The following is a 20,082-nucleotide window of genomic DNA, read 5'->3' as shown; positions in this document are numbered from 1 at the left end:
GCGTCAGGCGACCGCGGCGCGCAACTGGGCGGTGATGGCCGCCTGGTCCAACTCCTGGCCGATCAGCACCAGCTGGGTGCTGCGAGTCTCATCGGTCTTCCAGGGGCGGTCGAAGTGCTTGTCGAAGCGGGTGCCGACCCCCTGGACCAGCAGTCGCAGCGGCTTGCCGGCGATGGCCGCGAAGCCCTTCACCCGCAGCACACCATGGGTCTTGACCACCTCGGCCAGGGCCGCCAGCAGGGTCGCCTCGGCCACCTCGGGCAGCTGGACGCCGAAGGAGTCGAATTCGTCGTGATCGTGGTCTTCATGACCTTCGAGGTCATGGTGGGTGGGACGGCTGTCGATATGGGCCTCGGATTCGGCCTGCAGCCCCAGCAGAACCGACAGCGGCAGCACGCCGCGACTGGCTTCCACCACCTTGACCGCCGGCGGCAACTCCTCGGTGACCTCGGCACGTACCCGCGCCAGGGCCTCGGCATCCAGGCCATCGGCCTTGTTGAGGATCACCAGATCGGCGCTGGCGAGCTGGTCTTCGAACAACTCGTGGAGCGGCGATTCATGGTCGAGGTTGGGGTCCTGGCGGCGCTGGACGTCCACCTGGTCGGGATGGGCGGCGAAGGTGCCGGCCGCCACCGCGGGGCTGTCGACCACGGTGATCACCGCATCCACCGTGCAGGCGTTGCGGATCTCCGGCCACTGGAAGGCCTGCACCAGGGGCTTGGGCAGGGCCAGGCCACTGGTCTCGATGAGGATATGATCGATGTCGCCGCGGCGGGCCACCAGCTCCTTCATCACCGGGAAGAATTCTTCCTGCACAGTGCAGCACAGGCAGCCGTTGGCCAGTTCGAAGACGCGGCCCTGGGCCTCTTCCTCGGTACAGCCGATGCTGCACTGGCGCAGGATTTCACCGTCGATGCCCAGCTCGCCGAATTCGTTGACGATCACCGCGATGCGGCGGCCTTCGGCGTGGTCGAGCATGTGTCGCAGCAGGGTGGTCTTGCCGGAACCGAGGAAGCCGGTGACGATGGTGACGGGGGTCTTGGCCAGGGTTTTCATGGGCTGCCCTTAGAGAGAAAGCGAAAGAAGACGGGCAGGCATGCCAGGCGCTCGCGCCGCGGCGAGGCCCCAATGGCAGCCCGGATCACCCCGCCCGGTTGCGTGTTCGAAACGTGGCGAGGCAGGTCTCCTGGCTCGCGGCGCCCGGCTCCGGCCTTCCCGCGTGAGCAGTGGCCTTAGAGCGTGTTCATAATTTCGCGAGCTAGAGTCAAACAAGGCGAAGATGCTTGAGGAAGCGGAGTTTACGAATGGTAAATGAGCATTCCGAAAGCAGCTTCAACGCAGTTTGGCCGACGCGCAGCAAATTATGAACAGGCTCTAGTGGAGAGGCTAAAAACGCCGCTTACAGTTGCGGGGGCAGCCGCGGTGTCGCACCGCGTTCCCTTTCAAGCTCTTGCCGACAAGAGCACCTCGAAACGCGACAGGCTACGAGCGCCCCGCCGGGGTGTCAATCGGCCAGACTTGACCGGCGGACGAGGCGCGTGGTCTGCTCGCCGCTGCTTCAGGTGTCGCGACTCCGCCATGGGTCGCGGTGAAACGGGAAGCCGGTCCGAGTCCGGCACTGCCCCCGCAACGGTAGACGAGCGCAGGATCACAGAGCCACCCGGCCGGCAAGTCTGGGGAAGGCGATCCTGGTAGTTGCAGCCTGCAACCCTCGTGAGTCCGGAGACCGGCCTGCTGCTTTCAAGCAACCCGCGGTGGGCGGTCGTGCTGGACGGCGGCCGCCTGCGGCTCGCTGCCTCGGCGCGTCCCTGCCGCTTCGACTCCGAGGCCTGCCATGACCGCTACCCGCTCGACCACCGCCCTGCCCCAGACCAGTACCCGCACCCAGCGTCTGACCGCCACGCTGCTCGCCTGCCTGCTCGGCCTGGGCCTGGTGCTTCTGGCCGGTTTCTCCCATGTCGAGGCGCTGCACAACGGCGCTCACGATACCCGCCATAGCGAAGGCTTCCCCTGCCACTAAAAGGAGTTCGCCATGTTCCAGCGTATTGCCTTCAGTGCCGGCGTGGCCGGCCTCCTTGCGGCCCTGTTGCTGAGTGCCCTGCAAAGCCTGTGGCTGACCCCGCTCATCCTCCAGGCGGAAACCTACGAGGTCCAGACCGAGGCGCCCGCCATGGCCGGACAGCATCATCATGGTGAAGAAGCAGCCTGGACGCCGGCGGATGGCTGGCCGCGAACCCTGTCGACCTTTGGCGGTAACCTGGTGGTGGCGGTAGGCTTCGGCCTGATCCTGGCGGGCCTGTTCAATTTAAGAGGCCCGACCCGCCTGCACCAGGGCCTGCTGTGGAGCCTGGCCGGCTATGCCACCTTTTGCCTGGCGCCCAGCCTCGGCCTGCCGCCGGAGCTACCCGGCACGGCCGCGGCGGATCTCACCCTGCGTCAAGCCTGGTGGCTGGGCACTGCCGGTGCCACTGCCGCGGCGCTCGCGCTCCTGGCGTTCACTCGCCATCCCGGCTTCAAGATCGCCGCCCTCGGGCTGCTGCTCATTCCCCATCTGCTGGGTGCGCCCCAACCCGTCGCTCAGGCGAGCCTGGCACCGGAGGCCTTGCAACGGCACTTCCAGATCGCCGTGCTGGCCAGCAACCTGCCGTTCTGGCTGCTCCTGGGACTCGCCTGCAGCTGGCTGTTCCATCGCCAAGCGCCTCAGGCCTGATGGCGCTGGTCCTGGGCCTGGGTTGCCGCCGGGGCTGTTCGGTGGAGGAGCTGACCGCGCTGGCCCTGGCAGTGCTGCAGGAGGCCGGCTGCGACCCCAACGCCCTCACGGCGCTGGCGACGGTGGACCGCCGTGTGGAGGAAAACGCACTGCAACACCTGGCCCAGCGCTGGCAACTGCCCTTGCAGGGCTTCTCCGCCGAACGTCTGGCGCAACAGGAGGGCATCGCCGCGCCGAGTGCGGTCGCCTTGCAACACACCGGCAGTCCCAGCGTGGCTGAAGCCGCGGCCCTGGCCGCGGCCGGTGAAGGCGCCCGGTTGCGGGTCGGCAAGCGCAAGAGCGCGGCCGCGACGGCAGCGCTGGCTTACGCCTGAGCGACCTCTTCCGCATCAGTGTCTCTGACCCGGGCGCGGACATGGATGGGGCTGAAGGGCTCGTTCTGCACCAGCTCCACCAGGGATTCCTTGACCAGCTCGAGGATGGCCATGAAGGTCACCACCACCCCGAGCCGGCCTTCATCCAGGGTGAACAGCGCCACGAAGGGTACGAAGGCGCCATCCTTGAGGCGCTCCAGCACCTGACTCATGCGCTCGCGGGTGGACAGCACCTCGCGGGTCACCTGGTGACTCTCGAACAGGTCGGCGCGGCGCAGGACCTCGCCCATGGCCAGCAGCAACTCGCCCAGCTCCACCTCGGGTAGGAGCTTGCGCGCCCGCGCCTCGGGCGCCGGCAAGCTGGGCACCACGAAGTTGCGTCCCTCCCGCGGCAGGTCGTCGAGGTCCTCGGCGGCCTTCTTGAAGCGCTCGTATTCCTGCAGCCGGCGGATCAGTTCGGCGCGCGGATCTTCCTCTTCGGCCTCCAGGCCTTCGGCGCGCGGCAGCAGCATGCGCGACTTGATCTCCGCCAGCATGGCGGCCATCAGCAGGTATTCGGCGGCCAGCTCCAGTTGCACCGCCTTCATCAGCTCGACGTAGCTCATGTACTGCCGGGTGATCTCGGCGACCGGAATGTCGAGGATGTCGATGTTCTGCTTGCGGATCAGATAGAGCAGCAGGTCGAGAGGCCCCTCGAAGGCTTCGAGAAAGACCTCCAGGGCATCCGGCGGGATATAGAGGTCCTGGGGCAGTTCGGTGAAGGCCTCGCCATAGACCAGCGCCAGGCGCAGCTGCTCGGGTTCGAGCAGCTGGGGGTCCAGGGCTTCGCTCATGCTTCGATCATGAAGGGCGTCGGATCTCCGGCACCGACGCGAATCACTTCCGGTTCGTCGTCGGCCAGGCTGATCACGGTGGACGGCTGCAAGCCACCCGGACCGCCCTCGATCACCAGGTCGACGAAATGCTCGAGACGCTCGCGGATCTCCCAGGCATCGCCCAGGGCTTCGTCATCCCCCGGCAGGATCAGGCTCACGCTCATCAGCGGCTCGCCCAGCGCCTCCAGCAGCGCCAGGGTGATGGGATGCTGGGGCACCCGCACGCCGATGGTGCGCCGCTTGGGATGCAGCAGCATGCGCGGCACCTCGCGGGTGGCGTTGAGGATGAAGGTATAGGGTCCTGGTGTGTAGGCCTTGAGCAGGCGAAAGGCGCTGGTATCCACCTTGGCATAGATGCCCAGCTCGGAGAGGTCGCAGCACACCAGGGTGAAGTTGTGCTTGTCGTCGAGCTGGCGGATGCGGCGGATACGCTCCACCGCGCTCTTCTCACCGATACGGCAGCCCAGGGCATAGGACGAATCGGTGGGATAGGCGATGACACCGCCGGACTGAATGATTTCCACGGCCTGACGAATCAGCCGCGGCTGGGGATTCTGCGGATGAATCTCGATGAACTGGCTCATTGGGGTTCCCGATTCTGAGGGTACAGCGGTTGACTGAAGCGCGCCCAGAGGGGCGGCAGATCTTCGGGCAACGGGCGGTACATCCCCAGCTCCGACCAGTCGGCCGGCGCATGGAAATCGCTGCCCGCACTGACCATCAGACCGAATTCCCGCGCCAGAATTGCCAGGGTGCCGACCTGCTCCGCCGGCTGCACGCCATTGACCACCTCGATGGCGTGGCCACCGCCGATGACGAATTCGCCGATCAGCTTGCGCAGCTTGGTGCGGGTGAAGCCATAGGCCAGCGGGTGGGCCAGACTGATCCATGCCTTGGCGCCCTTCAGGGTCGCCAGGGTCTCGGCCAGGGTCGGCCAGTGCTGCTTGACGTCGCCGAGCTTGCCGCCGCCCAGCCACTTGCGAAAGGCATCGCCGCGGTCTTCGACGAAGCCCGCCTGCACCAGGTATTCGGCGAAATGCGGCCGGGCCGGCGCATTGCGACTGTCGCCCAGGGCCAGCTGCACCGCCCGGGCGCCGTCCAGGGTGCCGGGCATGCCCTTGGCCGCCAGCCGCCGGTCGATTTCCTGGGCGCGTTCCCAGCGTCCCTCGTGCAGGGCTTCCAGCGCAGCGTTCAATTCGGGCGCCTCGGGGGCGAAGTTGTAGCCCAGCACATGCAGGGTCGCCCCACCCCAGGTACAGGACATCTCGATCCCGGGCAGCAGGCGCAGACCCAGGCCGTCCGCGGCTTCCAGGGCTTCGGCATAGCCATCCAGGGTGTCGTGGTCGGTGATGGCCAGCAGTTGCACCCCGCGCTCATGGGCGCGTCTGACCACCTCGGCGGGCGCGAAGGCGCCGTCCGACGCGGTGGTATGACAGTGCAGGTCGATACGCATGGCTTTCTCCTCCGGCTTCATCAGGTATTATGCCGCGATGCACTGCTATCGGCTGCGTTAATGAAACAATTCATCGATTTCATCCCCCTGCTCCTGTTCTTCCTGGTCTACAAGCTCGATCCGCGTCCGCTGGAGTTCGCCGGGCACGCCTTCACCCTGGGCGGCATCTTCAGCGCCACCGCGGTGCTGATCATCGCTTCCCTGGTGGTCTACGGCGCGATCTTCGCGACCCAGCGCCGGCTGGAGAAGAGTCAGTGGCTGACGCTGATCGCCTGCCTGGTGTTTGGTGGCATGACCCTGGCCTTCCATAGCGAGACCTTCCTGAAATGGAAGGCGCCGGTGGTGAACTGGCTGTTCGCCCTGGCCTTCCTGGGCAGCCAGTTCATCGGCGACAAGCCGCTGATCCAGCGCATGCTGGGCCACGCGGTGCGCCTCCCAGCCCCTATCTGGACGCGGCTGAACATCGCCTGGATCGTCTTCTTCATCGTCTGCGGCTGCGCGAATCTCTACGTGGCCTTCACCTACGAAAGCTTCTGGGTCGACTTCAAGGTCTTTGGCAGTCTGGCAATGACCCTGGTGTTCATGCTCGGTCAGGGCCTCTATCTGGCGCGCCATCTGCAACCCATGGATGAACCGCGAGACTGATCCCATGAGTCAGATACTGCTGATCGACGACGACCAAGAACTGTGCGACCTGCTTGGTGCCTGGCTGAAACAGGAAGGCTTCGAGGTCAACGCCTGTCATGCCGGCAGCGACGCCCGCACCCAGTTGCGCGAGGCGACACCGGATGTGGTGGTGCTGGACGTGATGCTGCCTGACGGCAGTGGCCTGGAATTGCTCAAGCAGCTGCGCAGCGATCATCCGCAACTGCCCGTGCTGATGCTGTCGGGACGGGGCGAACCCCTCGACCGGATCCTCGGCCTGGAGCTGGGTGCCGACGACTACCTGGCCAAGCCCTGCGATCCGCGCGAACTCACCGCGCGCCTCCGAGCCATCCTCAGACGCAGTCATCCGGCCCAGCCCGCGGCCCGCCTGCAGCTGGGCGACCTGTCGCTGAGTCTGGCGCGCGGCGTCGCCAACATCGGCGAAACCGAGATCACCCTGACCCTCACCGAGAGCCGCATCCTCGAAGCCCTGCTGCGGCAACCGGGCGAACCCCTGGAAAAGCAGGCCCTAGCCCAAGCGGCCCTGGGCCGCAAGCTGACCCTCTACGATCGCAGCCTGGACATGCATGTCAGCAATCTGCGCCGCAAACTCGGCAGCCATGCCGACGGTCGTCCGCGCATCCTGGCGCTGCGGGGCCGCGGCTACTACTACAGCGTCTAGCCCACCGCGCAGCCTTTACCCCCTCTTTACCCCCGCTGACCGCCACTGACTCCCCCGCTCCTAGACTGGGCTCATCCGGTGTTGCACCGGTCATCCCAAGGAGATTTCCCGATGCGCAAACTCATGCCCGCCGTGCTGTTCGCCGCCCTGCTGCCGACCCTGACCCTGGCCGCTACCCAGGACAGCACCGACATCACCCCGCCGCCCCACGGCAAGCTGATGGATGGCGGTCCGCGTGGCGATGGCCCCCTGCGCGGCCTCAAGCTGACCCCCGAGCAACGCGAGCAGGTCGGCAAGCTGATGGGCGAGGAGCGCCAGCAGCAGCGCGAGATCGTCAAGAGCTACCTCGACAAGCTGCCCGAGGATCAGCGCAAGGCCCTGCACGATCAGCTGGATGGCAGTCGCGACAAGACCCGTCAGTCCATTCGCGCCCTGCTCAAGCCCGATCAGCAGAAGCGCTTCGACGAAATGGAAAAGAAGCGTGAGGATCGCGCCAAGGAGTGGGCCGAGTTCCAGCAATGGAAGCAGGACCACAAGTCCTCCTGATCCCCGATCGCTGCGCCGATGGTCCTCGGCGCAGCGTCTGACCAAGAACCTGCCCAAAATCTCGCGAGCTAGAGACAAACAAGGCGAAAATGTCTGAGGAAGCGGAGTTTACGAGTGGTAAATGAGCATTCCGAAGGCATTTTCAACGCCGTTTGGCCGACGCGCAGCAGACTTTGAGCAGCTTCTAAGGCGACTGCATGGTTTTTCGTTCCCTCTTCTGGCGCATCTTCGCCACCTTCTGGCTGGCCATCCTGTCCGCGGTCGGCCTGACCATGCTGCTCGGCCACCTGGCCGACCAGGATTCCTGGATCCTCGCGCAGCATCCCGGCCTGCGCGACCTCCCCGAACAGTGGGTGCAACGTTATGAAAACGACGGTCCCGCCGCCGCCCAAGGCCTGCTCGAACAGCGCAAGGGCCGCTACGGCATCGATGTGCTGGTGCTGGGCGAGAACGGCTCGCCCCTGGTGCGCGGCACCCTGCCACCGCGCATCTTCGACCAGGATCTCGACCAGCCGCAGCGTCAGCAGCGCCCCGGTCCTGGCGCCCGCGACCCCAACCGGCCGCTGCCCTGGCGACGCCTGACCGACGAATACACCAGCCCGAGCGGCCAGACCTACCTGTTCATCTACCACCTGCCCACCCCCGAACTGGGCGCCTGGCGCCGCCAGAGCCTGTTCTGGCCGGTCGGCATGCTGGCCATCGCCACGGTGGTACTGACCCTGTTCAGCCTGCTGCTGACCCTCAGCCTGACCCGCCCGCTCAATCATCTCAGGCGTGCGGTCCATGATCTCGGGCAGACCGCCTATCAGCAAGACACCCTCGCCCGCCTCGCCCGCCGCAAGGACGAACTGGGCGTGCTGGCCGAAGACTTCAATCGCATGGGCGCCCATCTGCAGCGCCTGATCGACAGCCAGCGGCAGCTGCTGCGTGACGTGTCCCACGAGCTACGCTCCCCGCTGGCTCGCCTGCGCATCGCCCTGGCGCTGGCCGAACGCTCCGACCCCCATGACCTGGGCAACATGTGGCCGCGCCTGACCATGGAATGCGATCGCCTGGAAACCCTGATCGGCGAGATTCTCGCCCTGGCCCGCCAGGAAGCGGATCCCGGCCCGCCCGAGCAGCTGGAATTGCACCCGCTGCTGGAAGGCCTGGTCGAGGATGCCCAACTTAGCGCCCCCCAGCAGCGGGTGGAGCTGGACGTTCCCGCCGCCCTGCGGCTGGACGGCTGGCCCGATGTGTTGGAACGGGCCCTGGACAATCTGTTGCGCAATGCGCTGCGCTTCAACCCGCCCGCCTTGCCGATCGTCATCTCGGCGACCGCCGCCGCGGGTGAGGTGCGCATCCAGGTGCGTGACCATGGCCCCGGAGTCAAGGTCGACGACCTGCCCCGGCTGGGTGAGCCCTTCTTCCGCTCGGATCAGCAGCAGGCCACCGGCTATGGCCTGGGGCTGGCCATCGCCCGCCGCGCTATCCAGCGCCATGGTGGCGAGCTGCACCTGAGCAATCACCCGGACGGTGGTTTTCTCGCCACCGTCACCCTGCCGCTCAGACCGGTCCTGACCAATGGCTGACCTGGCCGCTCAGATCACGCGGCGCCGGGATCCGCGGCGCCATCTCCGGCGTGCCCAGGTAGATGTAGCCCACCAGTTGTTCGTCCTCGGCCAGTCCCAGCCCCTGCAGCACCCAGGGATCGTAGCTGAACTCACCGGAACGCCAGACCGCACCCAGGCCCAGGGCGAAGGCCGCGTTGACCAGGCCGTGGGCGACGCAGCCGGCGGTGATGATCTGCTCCTGGACCGGCACCTTGGGGTGTTCCTGGGGCGTGGCGACGACGGCGATCACCAGGGGGGCCCGCAGCGGCATGCGCCGCGCCTTGTCCAGGGCCGCCGCATCGGCGTCGGGCTCGCGCCGGCGCAGGGCATCGGCATAGAGCTCGCCGAGCGCCGTGCGGCCGGCGCCGCTCACCAGGATCAGCCGCCAGGGGCGCAGCAGCTTGTGGTCCGGCGCTCGGTCCGCGGCGCGCAGCAGGGTCTCGAGTTGCGCGGGCGTTGGGCCCGGTTCGGTCAGGCGACCGACCGAGGCGCGATTGCAAAGGGCTTCGAGGGCATCCATAGCGTCTCTCCTGTAAAGATGCCGCAGTGTACCCCAGGGACGACTGCCGAATTTGGCTGTCACAGCAGCGGAATGGCTGACATTCTTGGCCGCTACCGGGGCGGTCGGCTAAGATCGCGAATGCTAGAAAACCCGGCCGCTTTCATCGTCGCGAACGGAGTTATCCCGACCTCTCGCCTTTTTCGAAACGGACCCGACAGATGAAGTTTGCGCTCAACCGGTTCCTCGCTGCGTCCGGTGACAGCCTGGGCGTCTACTACGCCCGGGTATTCGCCTACCTGATCGCCGCCGCCAGCGTCACCGCCGGGTACTACACTCAGGCCGATGCGGTGGGCCTGTGGCTGATCCCCTATGCCCTGCTCTACCCCCATGTGGCCCAGACCCTGAGTCTCAAGCTCAGACGCGATCGCGGCGCCCAGACCGATATCATCCTCGCCGCCCTGGACGCCATCCATGTCGGCATGGCCGCGGTGGTGTTGCGCTTCCCGCTGATGCCCACCCTGATGCTGCTGTTCATGCTCGGCTATACCAGCATGCTGCGCGGTGGCCCGCGCCTGCTCGGCCTGTGCCTGCTGTTCGCCACCAGCGCCGCGGCGCTGGGCAGCGCCACCTTCTTCCAGGGTGTCGACCTCACCAGTCCGCTGCTGGTGGCGGTCACCAGCGTGGTGGGCACCATGCTGCACCTCTGGGGCACCGGCTACTTCCTGCATCGCCAGCGCAAGCGCCTCATCCAGATCAACGACGATCTCAAGCGCGAGCAGGAAAAGTCGGCGATCCTCGCGCACAACCTGGCCAAATACCTCTCGCCCCAGGTCTGGGAGTCCATCTTCACCGGCAAGCAGCACATCGCCCTGGGTACCCAGCGCAAGAAGATCACGGTGTTCTTCTCCGACATCAAGGGCTTCACCGAGCTGTCCGAAGAACTCGAGGCCGAAGCCCTCACCGACATGCTCAACAACTACCTCAACGAGATGTCGAAGATCGCCGTCAAATACGGTGGCACCATCGACAAGTTCGTCGGCGACTGCGTCATGGTGTTCTTTGGCGACGCCAACAGCCAGGGCGCCAAGAAGGACGCCGTGGCCGCGGTCTCCATGGCCATCGCCATGCGCAAGCACATGAAGGTCCTGCGCCAGCAGTGGCGCAGCCAGGGCATCAACAAGCCGCTGGAGATCCGCATGGGCCTGAACACCGGTTACTGCACGGTCGGCAACTTCGGCTCCAGCACGCGCATGGACTACACCATCATCGGTCGCGAAGTGAACCTGGCCAGCCGCCTGGAGAATGCCGCCGATGCCGGCGAGATCCTGATCAGCCACGAGACCTACTCGCTGGTCAAGGAAACCATCATGTGCCGCGACAAGAGCTGGATCACCGTCAAGGGCTTCAGCAAGCCGGTGCAGATCTATCAGGTGGTGGACTTCCGTCGCGACCTGGGCGCCTCTCCCAGCTATGTCGAGCACGAACTGCCGGGCTTCTCCATGTACCTGGACACCAACAATATCCAGAACTACGACAAGGAGCGGGTCATCCAGGCGCTGCAGCTGGCGGCGGAAAAGCTCAAGGACAAGGTAATTCTTTAAAGCGACCACAGACCCTGCGGCCGAATCTGGACGTACCTCGGCGCCCTTGGCTGGGCGCAATCAGACCGCTAGCGCAGGCGGCATCCGGACCGCTGCCCGGTAGGATGCTGATATATCGCTGACAGCCACGAAGCACAGCCAAGCCCGCCCTCCCTTGGCAATACTCATTGCCGCCCACCAGATCGCATCTTGGCTCGGCAAAGAGACAGCGGTCTGAGCTGAAGCGAACGTGCTGCTGCGGCCCCGCTGGAAAGGCCCAGGCCTTCGATACCCAGGCTGCCCTGCCCCTTCCAGGAGCATTCGACGCCGAAGACTTATCTGTGACTCCAGGACGAGCACTCCAGTGATTAGGCATCTCCCTTTGTGCCGCTGGCGAACCGGCCTATCCCGATTTGCAGGAAAGGCACAGCCGGGCGGCGATCAGCCTTGACCAGCGTATCTTCGCGTCACAGGGTACCGATGCTGGCAAGGTGCAGCCCAACCTCCTGAGCAACTTCCACAGTGGGCCTTCGATAGCGCCCCGTAGCCCCTCCCCGCAACGTGGAATCTCGCGAAGCGACTTTAATAAGCCATGAACATGCCAGCAGCATGATTTCCAAAGAAATACTATCAGCATATCAATTTTCGGCCTGCTTATTACATGCATGCCAATACCTATCGCGCGGACCGGCGCATCTTCGTTATATGAACTAGCCTAACCAGGCCAAGCCGCCAACCACAGGTATTTCAGAAAAACGCAGCAGTAATCAGGAACATCCACTACAAATCACCACCCAAGCAAGAACTATCAATTAAGCAGAAGGCGCGTACACTCACCCGCACCCTTAGCACCGGCACCCGACCACCACATACGAATACCGTCATCTTATAATCCGACAATATATAACTTCCTAACCGCCTCTCTTGCCACCCACTATTTTTTCGCCAAACATATACTCTTCATTTACTGCCGAAGGCCATTTATCATGGAATTCCAAACAGAAGAGCCGTCATCCTTTTCCAACCTGGAAAGCCCCGTAGAAGTCTATACGGAGTGGGATCCCCTGGAGGAGGTCATAGTTGGCATAATGGATGACATCCGCGTACCTGAATGGGATACCGGTCTGAGAGCCATCATACCCAGAGAGTCGAGCGACTTTTTCCAGACATACTCTGGACAGCGATTTCCGGAAGAGCTGGTCATCAAGGCCAGGCAGGAAGTCAATACGCTGGCCAGGATCCTGGAAGCCGAGGGCATAAGAGTAAAACGGCCAAACGAGTTCAATCACCATCAGCCCATAGTGACTCCCCATTTCACTACAGGTGGCACCTTCTACTCCGCCATGCCAAGGGACTGCCTTTTCGCAATCGGCAAAAAGATCATTGAAGTGCCCATGGCCTGGCGCAGCCGTTACTTCGAGACCTTCGCTTTTCGTGACATCCTGAACGATTACTTCAGCAGAGGTGCTGACTGGATCTCAGCCCCCAAGCCGATGCTGAAAGACAACATCTGGAAAAGGGATTATGACTTCGACCAGGAGATTCCATTCAACTCCATAATCACCGAGGTGGAACCGCTATTTGACGCGGCCGACTTCATGAAGATGGGCCGCGACATCATCGGCCAGCGTAGCCATGTAACGAATAACAAGGGCATCGAATGGCTGCGCAGAACCCTCGGATCGGATTATCGCATCCATATCTATGAGTTCGAAGAGCCAGGACCCATGCACATCGACACGACGATACTGCCGCTGGCGCCAGGCCGCGTACTCGTCAACAAGGGCTGGGTACCGCAAATTCCTGACATCTTCAAAGATTGGGAAATCCTGACTCCGCCGCCGTCCAACCTGCCCGACGACCATCCTCTTTACATCACTTCCAAGTGGATTCACATCAATGTGCTGATGCTGGACGAAAGAACGGTGGTCGTCGAGCAGGACGAGGAGGCTCTGATCAACGCCTTCCGCCAGTGGGGTTTCAAGACCATCCTCTGTCCCTTCAAGCACTTTCAGACCTTCGGTGGTTCCTTCCACTGTGCCACGCTGGATGTCAAACGGCGCGGAAGCCTGAAAAGTTATATCTGAAGACTTCCGGCGCCCATCTGGAAATAGTGGGGCGCTCTAGGCGCGCAGGGCCCGAGGCCCTGCGCGCACCAATAGCCGCAAGCATGACAGGATTTGGAAATGCAGCTCGAACATACGGTACTGATCGTTTCTTCCGACCTGGATGTCGCCTTGAACGTAGCGGCGCTCAAGGCGAAGTATGACCTGCAGACCTGGAGGTTCGTCTTCCTGCTGGAGGATTATCTGGGCGAGGCGCGAGAGGAATTGAAACGCCCGGAAAACTTTCTCGTCTCTGACTTCGCCATCGCCACCGAGGTAGAGGCAGCCCTTGATAAGATAGCTCGCCACTACAGCATTTCTACCGCGGTGGCTTTCGACGAATTTTCGCTCTACGTAGCCGCTTCAGCAAATGAGCGCTGGCAACTTCCAGGCATCACCCGAGAAGAGGCGCAAAGGTTTCGCGACAAGAAGAAAATGAAAGAGATCGCTCAGCGCGCAGGAATCAGGACCGCCAGAGAAATAACGCTCGATGAAATCAAGCTTGGGCAGGTGCAGTTTCCCATCATCGTCAAACCGCGCTCACTAGCGGGCGCTCAAGGCGTCCGGATCATTAACGAAGCAGACGAAATGTCGTCCATCGATATCGATTCGAACCCTGAATATCAGGATATGAGCAAACATCAGTATCTTATCGAAACCTATAATCCAGCCTGCATCTACCATATTGATTGTATCGTCCGTAAAGGAACACTGGCCTTCCTATCGGTCGGCGAATATCTAGGCAAACCCATGGATTTCCTGCAGGAAAAACCGGTCGGCGTGATAGCGGTTCCCGAGGAGATGATCGAGAATATCTGGCGCCATTTTACCGAAGCCGTGATAGCCGCCTTCGATGCGCCTGACGGGGTCTATCACATAGAGGCCTTTGCTGGCGCAGAACTGCTGGAAATCGCCTATCGACCTGGCGGCGCGGCCATTGTCGAGATGATAGAGATGGTCTACGGACTGGACCTGAAGCTAATCCATCTCGCGGCACAACTGGGCTTGGAACCTTCACTAGATATCCAGCGGAAGGCCCAAGCCTTTGGCTATATGACCTTTCCTAAAAAGCACCTTTCCCTCACACCGCTTTACGTCACCCAGGTGTCCTTACCACCCCTGGAAAATCTGCCAACGCTTAGCACCCATTCGATACCCAAGGCCGGCGACGTCGCTTCGGGAGAATTCTACTGCTACAAGGACTCGCTGGGCTCATTCGTCTTTTGCGGCGATCGCGATCTCGTGCTTCAGGACATCGACTACCTGAACAGGCATTACAGCGTCGCTGTGGCCGCTGAACCGTAGATAGCGGCCTGGGACCGCTGCTCCCACAGATATCCGTCACGACCAAAGGCCCCGTTCATCATGAGAATTGACCAGCCCAACACCCTATTGATCATTTCCTCCGAACTGGATGTCGATGAGGTGGTCGCCAGACTCAGAGACACCTATGAGCTAGCGCGATGGACATTCGTCTACCTCCTGGAGGACCTGTTGGGCCAGGCTGGAGCGGAATTGATGCGGAGCGACACCTTCCTGGTCCGGGATTTCGCCGTCCATGGCGAAATTGACAGCGTCCTTGGTCGAATCGCCGACACCTACGCCATTACCGCAGTCCTTCCCAATGACGAATTCGCGGTGCACGTCGCGGCGTGGGCCAACGATCGCTGGGGCTTGCCAGGGCTTACGCTCGATATGGCTGTGCGCTTTCGCGACAAGAAGCGGATGAAACAGATCGCCCAGTTGTTCAACATACCCACCGCCAAGGAAGTCACCTTCGACGAGCTGAAAAGCGGCGCGGCGACCCTTCCGGTCATTCTGAAACCCCGATCGCTGGCGGGCGCCGTGGGGGTCAGGATCATCACCGATGCCCGCGAGCTCTCCGGCCTCCCCCGCGATACGGGTGACAGCTACCAGGACATGAGCGAACACCAGTACATCATCGAAACCTATAACAGCCAGCCTCTGTATCAACTCGATGCCATCGTTCTCGGCAAGCAACTGGCGTTCCTCAGTGCCGGTGAATACCTGGGGAAACCCATCGACTACCTTGCCGAGCAACCACTGGGGTATCTCTCAGTTCCCCAGGAGGATCTCGAGGCGCTCTGGCGTCCCTTCGCCGAACAGGTGATAGCTGCGTTCGATTGCCCTGACGGGGTCTATCACATCGAAGCCTTCGGCGACGCAGGCGCTGGTTTGGAATTGCTGGAAATCGCCTTCCGCCCGGGCGGCGGACATACGACCGAGATGATAGCGTTCGCTCATGGCCTGGACCTGCGCCTGCTTCACCTCGCCCTGCAACTCGGCCTCTGTGAATCCCTGCAGACCAGCCGCCGCTGCGAAGCCTGGGCCTATATGATGTTTCCGAAAAAGCACCTGTCCCGCGAAACGCTCCATGTCTCCCACGTGACGCTCGCAGCGATCGAAAGCCTTTCGACATTGAGCATGAAGACCCTACCGCGTCCGGGAGACATAGCGTCGGGCGCCTTTTTCTGCCACAAGGATGGCCTGGGTACTTTCGTATTCTGTGGGGAGCGGCAAAGAGTCGCCGAAGACGTCCAGTACGTTCTGGAACATTACCAGGTACATCTCGCTGTCAGAGGCAGCTAGCCCTTAGCAGCGCTCGCAATCCCACTCCTCCCACGGTTCTTGCCTGAGACCGTTCCCGTGGATTTCGCGGCCTACCAGTCCCTTCGCAAGGGGGAAAACGGCGACCCGTAGCGTATACGCGCGTGAGCACAGGTTGGTCGTACCAGACGTCCTGCGCAACAAAAAGGCCCCGACGCCTTACAGCGCCGGGGCCTCTTATCGCCAAGCAAAAGCCTGGGGATCAATCCTCGCGATAGCGACGCAGGCGCAGGGCCTTGCCGGCTACACGGGTGTCCTTGAGCTTGGTCAGCAGACGCTCCAGGCCTTCCTCGGGCAGCTCCACCAGGCTGAACGAGTCACGGATCTGGATGCGGCCGATGGCCTCGCGATCCATGCCACCTTCGTTGATGATGGCACCCAGCAGGTTCTTGGCGGCGACGCCATCACGGGCGCCCAGGGCGGTGCGGCAGCGCACGCGGCCTTCCGGCAACGGCTGCATCGGACGACGCTCGCCACGGTCCGGACGCTCACCACGCTCGGGACGATCGCCCCGTTCGCTGCGCTCGCCACGGGGACGCTCGCCACGGCCGGCGCCGGGGGTGAGCGGCTGCTCGCGACGGACCGACTCGATGTCCAGGGCGCGGCCGCTGGTCAGCTTGGCCAGCAGGGCCGCGGCCAGGGTCGAGGGATCGCACTGCAGACGCTCGCACAGCTCCTGACGCAGGGCGCCATGGGTGGTGTCGGCATCGGCCAGCAGCGAACCCACGCCATCGGCCAGGCGGGAGATACGGGCTTCCAGCACGGCTTCGGCGTCGGGCAGGCGGATCTCGCCGACGCGCTGACCGGTGACGCGCTCGATGACCTGCAGCATGCGGCGCTCGCGCGGGGTGACCAGCAGCAGCGCGCGACCTTCACGACCGGCACGGCCGGTACGACCGATACGGTGCACGTAGGATTCCGGATCGTAGGGCATGTCCACGTTCAGGACGTGGGTGATGCGCGCCACGTCCAGGCCGCGAGCGGCGACGTCGGTGGCGACCACGATGTCCAGCGAACCATCCTTCAGCGACTCGATGGTCTTCTCGCGCTGGGCCTGGGGCATATCGCCGTTCAGGGCGCTGACGCGATAGCCCTGGCGTTCCAGCAGCTCGGCCAGGTCCAGGGTCGCCTGCTTGGTGCGCACGAAGGCGATCAGGGCGTCGAAGTTCTCCACTTCCAGCAGGCGCAGCACCGAGGCCGGCTTCTGGTCGGCGTGGACCATCAGGTGCGCCTGCTCGATGCGGGCGACGGTCTGGGTCTTGGCCGCGATGCGGACGTGTTGCGGCTCCTTGAGGTGACGCTCGGCGATGGCGCGGATCGACGGCGGCAGGGTCGCCGAGAACAGCACGGTCTGGCGGGATTCCGGCATGGCTTCGAAGATGAATTCGAGGTCATCCATGAAGCCCAGCTTGAGCATCTCGTCGGCTTCGTCGAGCACCAGGTGCTGGACGGTGGCCAGCAGGTTGTCGTCGCGACGCAGGTGGTCGCACAGACGACCGGGGGTGGCGACCAGAACCTGGGCGCCCATGCGCAGGGACTTCAGCTGCGGGCCCATGGGCGCGCCGCCGTAGAGGGCCACGACCTTCACGCCGGGCATCTCGGTGGAATAGGTTTCGCAGGCGGTAGCCACCTGCAGGGCCAGTTCACGGGTGGGAACCAGCACCAGAATCTGGGGTTCGCGGCGGGACGGGTCGAGCTTGGAGAGCAGCGGCAGAGCGAAGGCTGCGGTCTTGCCGGTACCGGTCTGGGCCTGGCCGATCATGTCGTGGCCGGAGAGAATCACCGGGATGGACTGCGACTGGATGGGCGACGGCTCTTCGTAGCCGACGGCCTTGATGGCGGCGAGGATGGCGGGATTGAGATTGAGCGCAGCGAAACCGCTGGTGTCCTGGGTCATTGTCTTGCCTCGTGTGCTTCGCAAAGACCCCAAAGCCAAGAGCTGCGCTTATCCGAATGACCGAAGTCGCCCAGGCAGCCAAGGTGTGAGCTTTTTGCGAAATAGCGGATGAAAAAGGGGTGAAGCGTCTAGGATTGTTCGCCGTCGGGCGAACGCACGACCGGTGTGGCCATGGCGGCGGACCGGGAAAATGCAGTTCCTGAACGGAAGGTCAAAAAGACCGGGGCGAATGATACCCGAACCCTGGACATTTCTCCAGAGAACCTTGGTCTACTTTTGTGGTCAGGTTGCCGCACGCAGGTTGTCCAGATAGGCCTCCACATCGAACCCTATCCGCGGGGTCAACTCCCGGGCGCGCTGCCGCGTGCCCGCCACGTCCAGCTCCTGCTCCCGACTGGCCGGCACCAGCAGGATGACATTGCCCTCGACCACCGGGCACTCCCAGTAATGATGGCGGAACAGGCCGCGCAGCAGTGCGGCGCCCAGGGGCTTGCCGTCGGTGGCGCTCCACTGGTTGATCATCAGCCAGCCGCCAGGGTTGAGCTTGGCCTGGCAATTTTCCAGGAAGCGCCAGGCCAAGTGGGCACTGGAGGGGCCGACATCGGTATAGAGGTCGACGAAGATCAGATCGGCAGGCGCCGCGCTGTCGAGCAGGTCCAGGGCATCGCCGATGCGGATGGCCAGGCGCGGGTCCTCGTCGAGGCCCAGATGCTGGCGCGCCAGGCGCGGTACCGCGGGGCGCAGTTCCAGGGCTTCCACCGCCTCCAGGGGCAACCACTTGAGGCAGGCCTGGGTCAGGGTGCCGGCGCCCAGGCCGAGAAAGAGCGCTCGCCGCGGCTGCGGGTGGCAGAGCGCGCCCAGCAGCATGGCGCGGTTGTAGTCGTATTCCAGCCAGGCGGGGTCCGCCGTAAAGACGCAGCTCTGCTCCACCTCCTCGCCAAACTCCAGGAAGCGATAAGGCCCCACCTCCACCACCCGGATCCGGCCATGGTCATCGACGACCTCTTCCAGCAACACTTCCGTCTCGACCATCACCACCCTCCTCTATAGCCGTCCATGGTAGCCGCGATGGGCACTGTCTATCGAGCCATGCCGCCGCTATCGGTTACCATGGACGGCTTCATCGCACCCTCAGAGAGAATCATGTCCGCGCCCTGGAGCCCCACCAGCTGGAGAGGCCTGCCCATCCAGCAACAGCCCGAATACCCCGACAAAGCCCGTCTCGCCGATGTCGAGCGCACCCTGGCCGGCTATCCGCCACTGGTGTTCGCCGGCGAAGCCCGCGAATTGCGCCGGCAGTTCGCCGAGGTCACCCAGGGCCGGGCCTTCCTGCTGCAGGGCGGCGATTGCGCGGAAAGCTTCTTCGAATTTTCCGCCGGCAAGATTCGCGACACCTTCAAGGTGCTCCTGCAGATGGCGGTGGTCATGACCTTCGCCGCCGGCTGCCCGGTGGTCAAGGTCGGCCGTATGGCCGGCCAGTTCGCCAAGCCGCGCTCCTCCGGCGACGAGGTCCAGGACGGCGTCTCCCTGCCGGCCTACCGTGGCGACATCGTCAACGGCATAGACTTCACCGAAGGCAGCCGCATCCCCGACCCGCAGCGCCTGATCCAGGCCTACAACCAGTCCACCGCGACCCTCAACCTGCTGCGCGCCTTTGCCCAGGGCGGTTTCGCCGACCTGCACCAGGTGCATCGCTGGAATCTGGACTTCATCGCCAACTCGGCGCTGGCCGACCGCTACCACCAGCTGGCGGACCGCATCGACGAGACCCTGGCCTTCATGCGCGCCTGCGGCCTGGACACCGCGCCCCAGGTCAAGGAAACCAACTTCTTCACCGCCCACGAGGCGCTGCTGCTCAATTACGAAGAAGCCTTCGTCCGCCGCGACAGCCTGACCGGCGACTGGTACGACTGCTCGGCGCACATGCTCTGGATCGGCGACCGCACCCGCCAGCCGGACGGTGCCCACGTGGAATTCCTGCGCGGCGTGAACAACCCCATCGGCGTCAAGGTCGGTCCTTCCACTACCAGCGAAGACCTGATCCGCCTGATCGACACCCTCAACCCCGAGAACGATCCGGGTCGCCTCAACCTCATCGTGCGGATGGGCGTGGGCAAGGTCGGCGATCACCTGCCGCGCCTGATCCAGACCGTCGAGCGCGAGGGTCGCCAGGTGCTGTGGAGCTCCGACCCCATGCACGGCAACACCATCAAGGCGTCCACCGGCTACAAGACCCGGGATTTCGCCAGCGTGCTGGGCGAGGTCAAGGAATTCTTCGGCGTGCACCAGGCCGAGGGCACCTACGCGGGCGGCATCCATATCGAGATGACCGGCCAGAACGTCACCGAGTGCATCGGCGGCGCCCGCCCGGTCACCGAAGACGCCCTGTCCGATCGCTACCACACCCATTGCGACCCGCGCCTGAATGCCGACCAGTCCCTGGAACTGGCCTTCATGATCGCCGAGACGCTCAAGGGCATTCGCCGCTAAGGA

Annotated in this window: 19 protein-coding genes and 2 riboswitches; of the genes, 12 read left to right on the top strand and 7 right to left on the bottom strand. The window is 63.7% G+C overall.

Features of this window, described 5'->3' with window-relative positions; genetic code table 11:
• Window positions 1-3 precede the first annotated feature (3 nt).
• On the bottom strand, window positions 4-1,056 hold the full coding sequence (gene cobW, locus POR01S_RS04150) for a cobalamin biosynthesis protein CobW (RefSeq protein WP_042133954.1): 1,053 nt from the start codon (window positions 1,054-1,056) through the stop codon (window positions 4-6).
• 103 nt (window positions 1,057-1,159) lie between these two features.
• A riboswitch (cobalamin riboswitch) is annotated at window positions 1,160-1,485 on the bottom strand.
• Between the two features lie 58 nt (window positions 1,486-1,543).
• Window positions 1,544-1,749, top strand: a riboswitch (cobalamin riboswitch).
• An 85-nt stretch (window positions 1,750-1,834) separates the two neighbouring features.
• On the opposite strand from cobW, the gene POR01S_RS04145 reads away from it, so the two are divergent.
• The 3 genes from POR01S_RS04145 to POR01S_RS04135 are packed head-to-tail and all read left to right on the top strand — an operon-like array spanning window position 1,835 to window position 3,084.
• The gene (locus POR01S_RS04145; RefSeq protein ID WP_007158478.1) at window positions 1,835-2,020 is read left to right on the top strand and encodes a CbtB domain-containing protein; all 186 of its coding nucleotides are present in this window, start codon (window positions 1,835-1,837) and stop codon (window positions 2,018-2,020) included.
• A 12-nt stretch (window positions 2,021-2,032) separates the two neighbouring features.
• Complete coding sequence (locus POR01S_RS04140) at window positions 2,033-2,710, top strand: CbtA family protein (RefSeq protein ID WP_042133952.1); 678 nt, start codon at window positions 2,033-2,035, stop codon at window positions 2,708-2,710.
• Complete coding sequence (locus POR01S_RS04135; RefSeq protein WP_027599502.1) at window positions 2,710-3,084, top strand: cobalamin biosynthesis protein; 375 nt, start codon at window positions 2,710-2,712, stop codon at window positions 3,082-3,084. Before POR01S_RS04140 ends, POR01S_RS04135 begins: the two co-directional genes overlap by 1 nt.
• Here POR01S_RS04135 and POR01S_RS04130 read toward each other — a convergent pair.
• The 3 genes from POR01S_RS04130 to POR01S_RS04120 are packed head-to-tail and all read right to left on the bottom strand — an operon-like array spanning window position 3,075 to window position 5,412.
• Window positions 3,075-3,917: a segregation and condensation protein A gene (locus POR01S_RS04130; protein ID WP_027602203.1), complete on the bottom strand. Its 843-nt coding sequence runs from the start codon at window positions 3,915-3,917 to the stop codon at window positions 3,075-3,077. The genes POR01S_RS04135 and POR01S_RS04130 overlap by 10 nt on opposite strands.
• Window positions 3,914-4,543: an L-threonylcarbamoyladenylate synthase gene (locus tag POR01S_RS04125; protein ID WP_027599504.1), complete on the bottom strand. Its 630-nt coding sequence runs from the start codon at window positions 4,541-4,543 to the stop codon at window positions 3,914-3,916. Before POR01S_RS04125 ends, POR01S_RS04130 begins: the two co-directional genes overlap by 4 nt.
• Entirely contained in the window at window positions 4,540-5,412 is an 873-nt protein-coding gene (locus POR01S_RS04120) for a PHP domain-containing protein (protein ID WP_042133949.1), read from the bottom strand. Before POR01S_RS04120 ends, POR01S_RS04125 begins: the two co-directional genes overlap by 4 nt.
• 60 nt (window positions 5,413-5,472) lie before the next feature.
• Here POR01S_RS04120 and POR01S_RS04115 point away from each other — a divergent pair, with 60 nt between their 5' ends.
• The 4 genes from POR01S_RS04115 (at window position 5,473) to POR01S_RS04100 (ending at window position 8,856) form a co-directional block, all read left to right on the top strand.
• The gene (locus tag POR01S_RS04115; protein ID WP_042133947.1) at window positions 5,473-6,057 is read left to right on the top strand and encodes a septation protein A; all 585 of its coding nucleotides are present in this window, start codon (window positions 5,473-5,475) and stop codon (window positions 6,055-6,057) included.
• A gap of 4 nt (window positions 6,058-6,061) precedes the next feature.
• Window positions 6,062-6,739, top strand: coding sequence for a response regulator transcription factor (locus POR01S_RS04110; protein ID WP_007158485.1), 678 nt, complete (start codon window positions 6,062-6,064; stop codon window positions 6,737-6,739).
• Window positions 6,740-6,850: 111 nt separating this feature from the next.
• Entirely contained in the window at window positions 6,851-7,285 is a 435-nt protein-coding gene (locus tag POR01S_RS04105) for a Spy/CpxP family protein refolding chaperone (protein WP_007158486.1), read from the top strand.
• 197 nt (window positions 7,286-7,482) lie between these two features.
• Window positions 7,483-8,856: a sensor histidine kinase gene (locus tag POR01S_RS04100; protein WP_042133945.1), complete on the top strand. Its 1,374-nt coding sequence runs from the start codon at window positions 7,483-7,485 to the stop codon at window positions 8,854-8,856.
• Here the strand turns inward: POR01S_RS04100 and POR01S_RS04095 are convergent.
• Window positions 8,831-9,397 carry a nitroreductase family protein gene (locus POR01S_RS04095; protein ID WP_042133943.1) on the bottom strand — a complete coding sequence of 189 codons (567 nt, stop codon included), beginning with the start codon at window positions 9,395-9,397 and terminating at the stop codon, window positions 8,831-8,833. The genes POR01S_RS04100 and POR01S_RS04095 overlap by 26 nt on opposite strands.
• A gap of 200 nt (window positions 9,398-9,597) precedes the next feature.
• Between POR01S_RS04095 and POR01S_RS04090 the strand changes: the two genes are divergently transcribed.
• The 4 genes from POR01S_RS04090 to POR01S_RS04075 all read left to right on the top strand — a co-directional run bounded on the left by POR01S_RS04090 (window position 9,598) and on the right by POR01S_RS04075 (window position 15,674).
• Complete coding sequence (locus POR01S_RS04090; RefSeq protein WP_007158489.1) at window positions 9,598-10,980, top strand: adenylate/guanylate cyclase domain-containing protein; 1,383 nt, start codon at window positions 9,598-9,600, stop codon at window positions 10,978-10,980.
• Window positions 10,981-11,945: 965 nt separating this feature from the next.
• The gene (locus tag POR01S_RS04085) at window positions 11,946-13,046 is read left to right on the top strand and encodes an amidinotransferase (protein ID WP_042133939.1); all 1,101 of its coding nucleotides are present in this window, start codon (window positions 11,946-11,948) and stop codon (window positions 13,044-13,046) included.
• Between the two features lie 99 nt (window positions 13,047-13,145).
• Entirely contained in the window at window positions 13,146-14,369 is a 1,224-nt protein-coding gene (locus POR01S_RS04080; RefSeq protein WP_042133937.1) for an ATP-grasp domain-containing protein, read from the top strand.
• Between the two features lie 60 nt (window positions 14,370-14,429).
• On the top strand, window positions 14,430-15,674 hold the full coding sequence (locus POR01S_RS04075; RefSeq protein ID WP_042133935.1) for an ATP-grasp domain-containing protein: 1,245 nt from the start codon (window positions 14,430-14,432) through the stop codon (window positions 15,672-15,674).
• Window positions 15,675-15,894: 220 nt separating this feature from the next.
• Here POR01S_RS04075 and POR01S_RS04070 read toward each other — a convergent pair whose 3' ends face one another.
• Both POR01S_RS04070 and POR01S_RS04065 read right to left on the bottom strand, forming a co-directional pair.
• Window positions 15,895-17,589 (bottom strand): DEAD/DEAH box helicase, encoded by a 1,695-nt coding sequence (locus POR01S_RS04070; protein ID WP_007158490.1) that lies wholly within the window; start codon window positions 17,587-17,589, stop codon window positions 15,895-15,897.
• Window positions 17,590-17,871: 282 nt separating this feature from the next.
• Window positions 17,872-18,621 carry a spermidine synthase gene (locus POR01S_RS04065; protein WP_042133933.1) on the bottom strand — a complete coding sequence of 250 codons (750 nt, stop codon included), beginning with the start codon at window positions 18,619-18,621 and terminating at the stop codon, window positions 17,872-17,874.
• 111 nt (window positions 18,622-18,732) lie between these two features.
• On the opposite strand from POR01S_RS04065, the gene POR01S_RS04060 reads away from it, so the two are divergent.
• Window positions 18,733-20,079, top strand: coding sequence for a class II 3-deoxy-7-phosphoheptulonate synthase (locus tag POR01S_RS04060; RefSeq protein ID WP_007158492.1), 1,347 nt, complete (start codon window positions 18,733-18,735; stop codon window positions 20,077-20,079).
• Window positions 20,080-20,082 lie beyond the last annotated feature (3 nt).

Source organism: Pseudomonas oryzihabitans NBRC 102199, assembly GCF_000730625.1.
GTDB lineage: Bacteria > Pseudomonadota > Gammaproteobacteria > Pseudomonadales > Pseudomonadaceae > Chryseomonas > Chryseomonas oryzihabitans.
The sequence above is the reverse complement of the archived record's forward strand: the minus strand, read 5'-3'. Positions and strand labels throughout refer to the sequence as shown.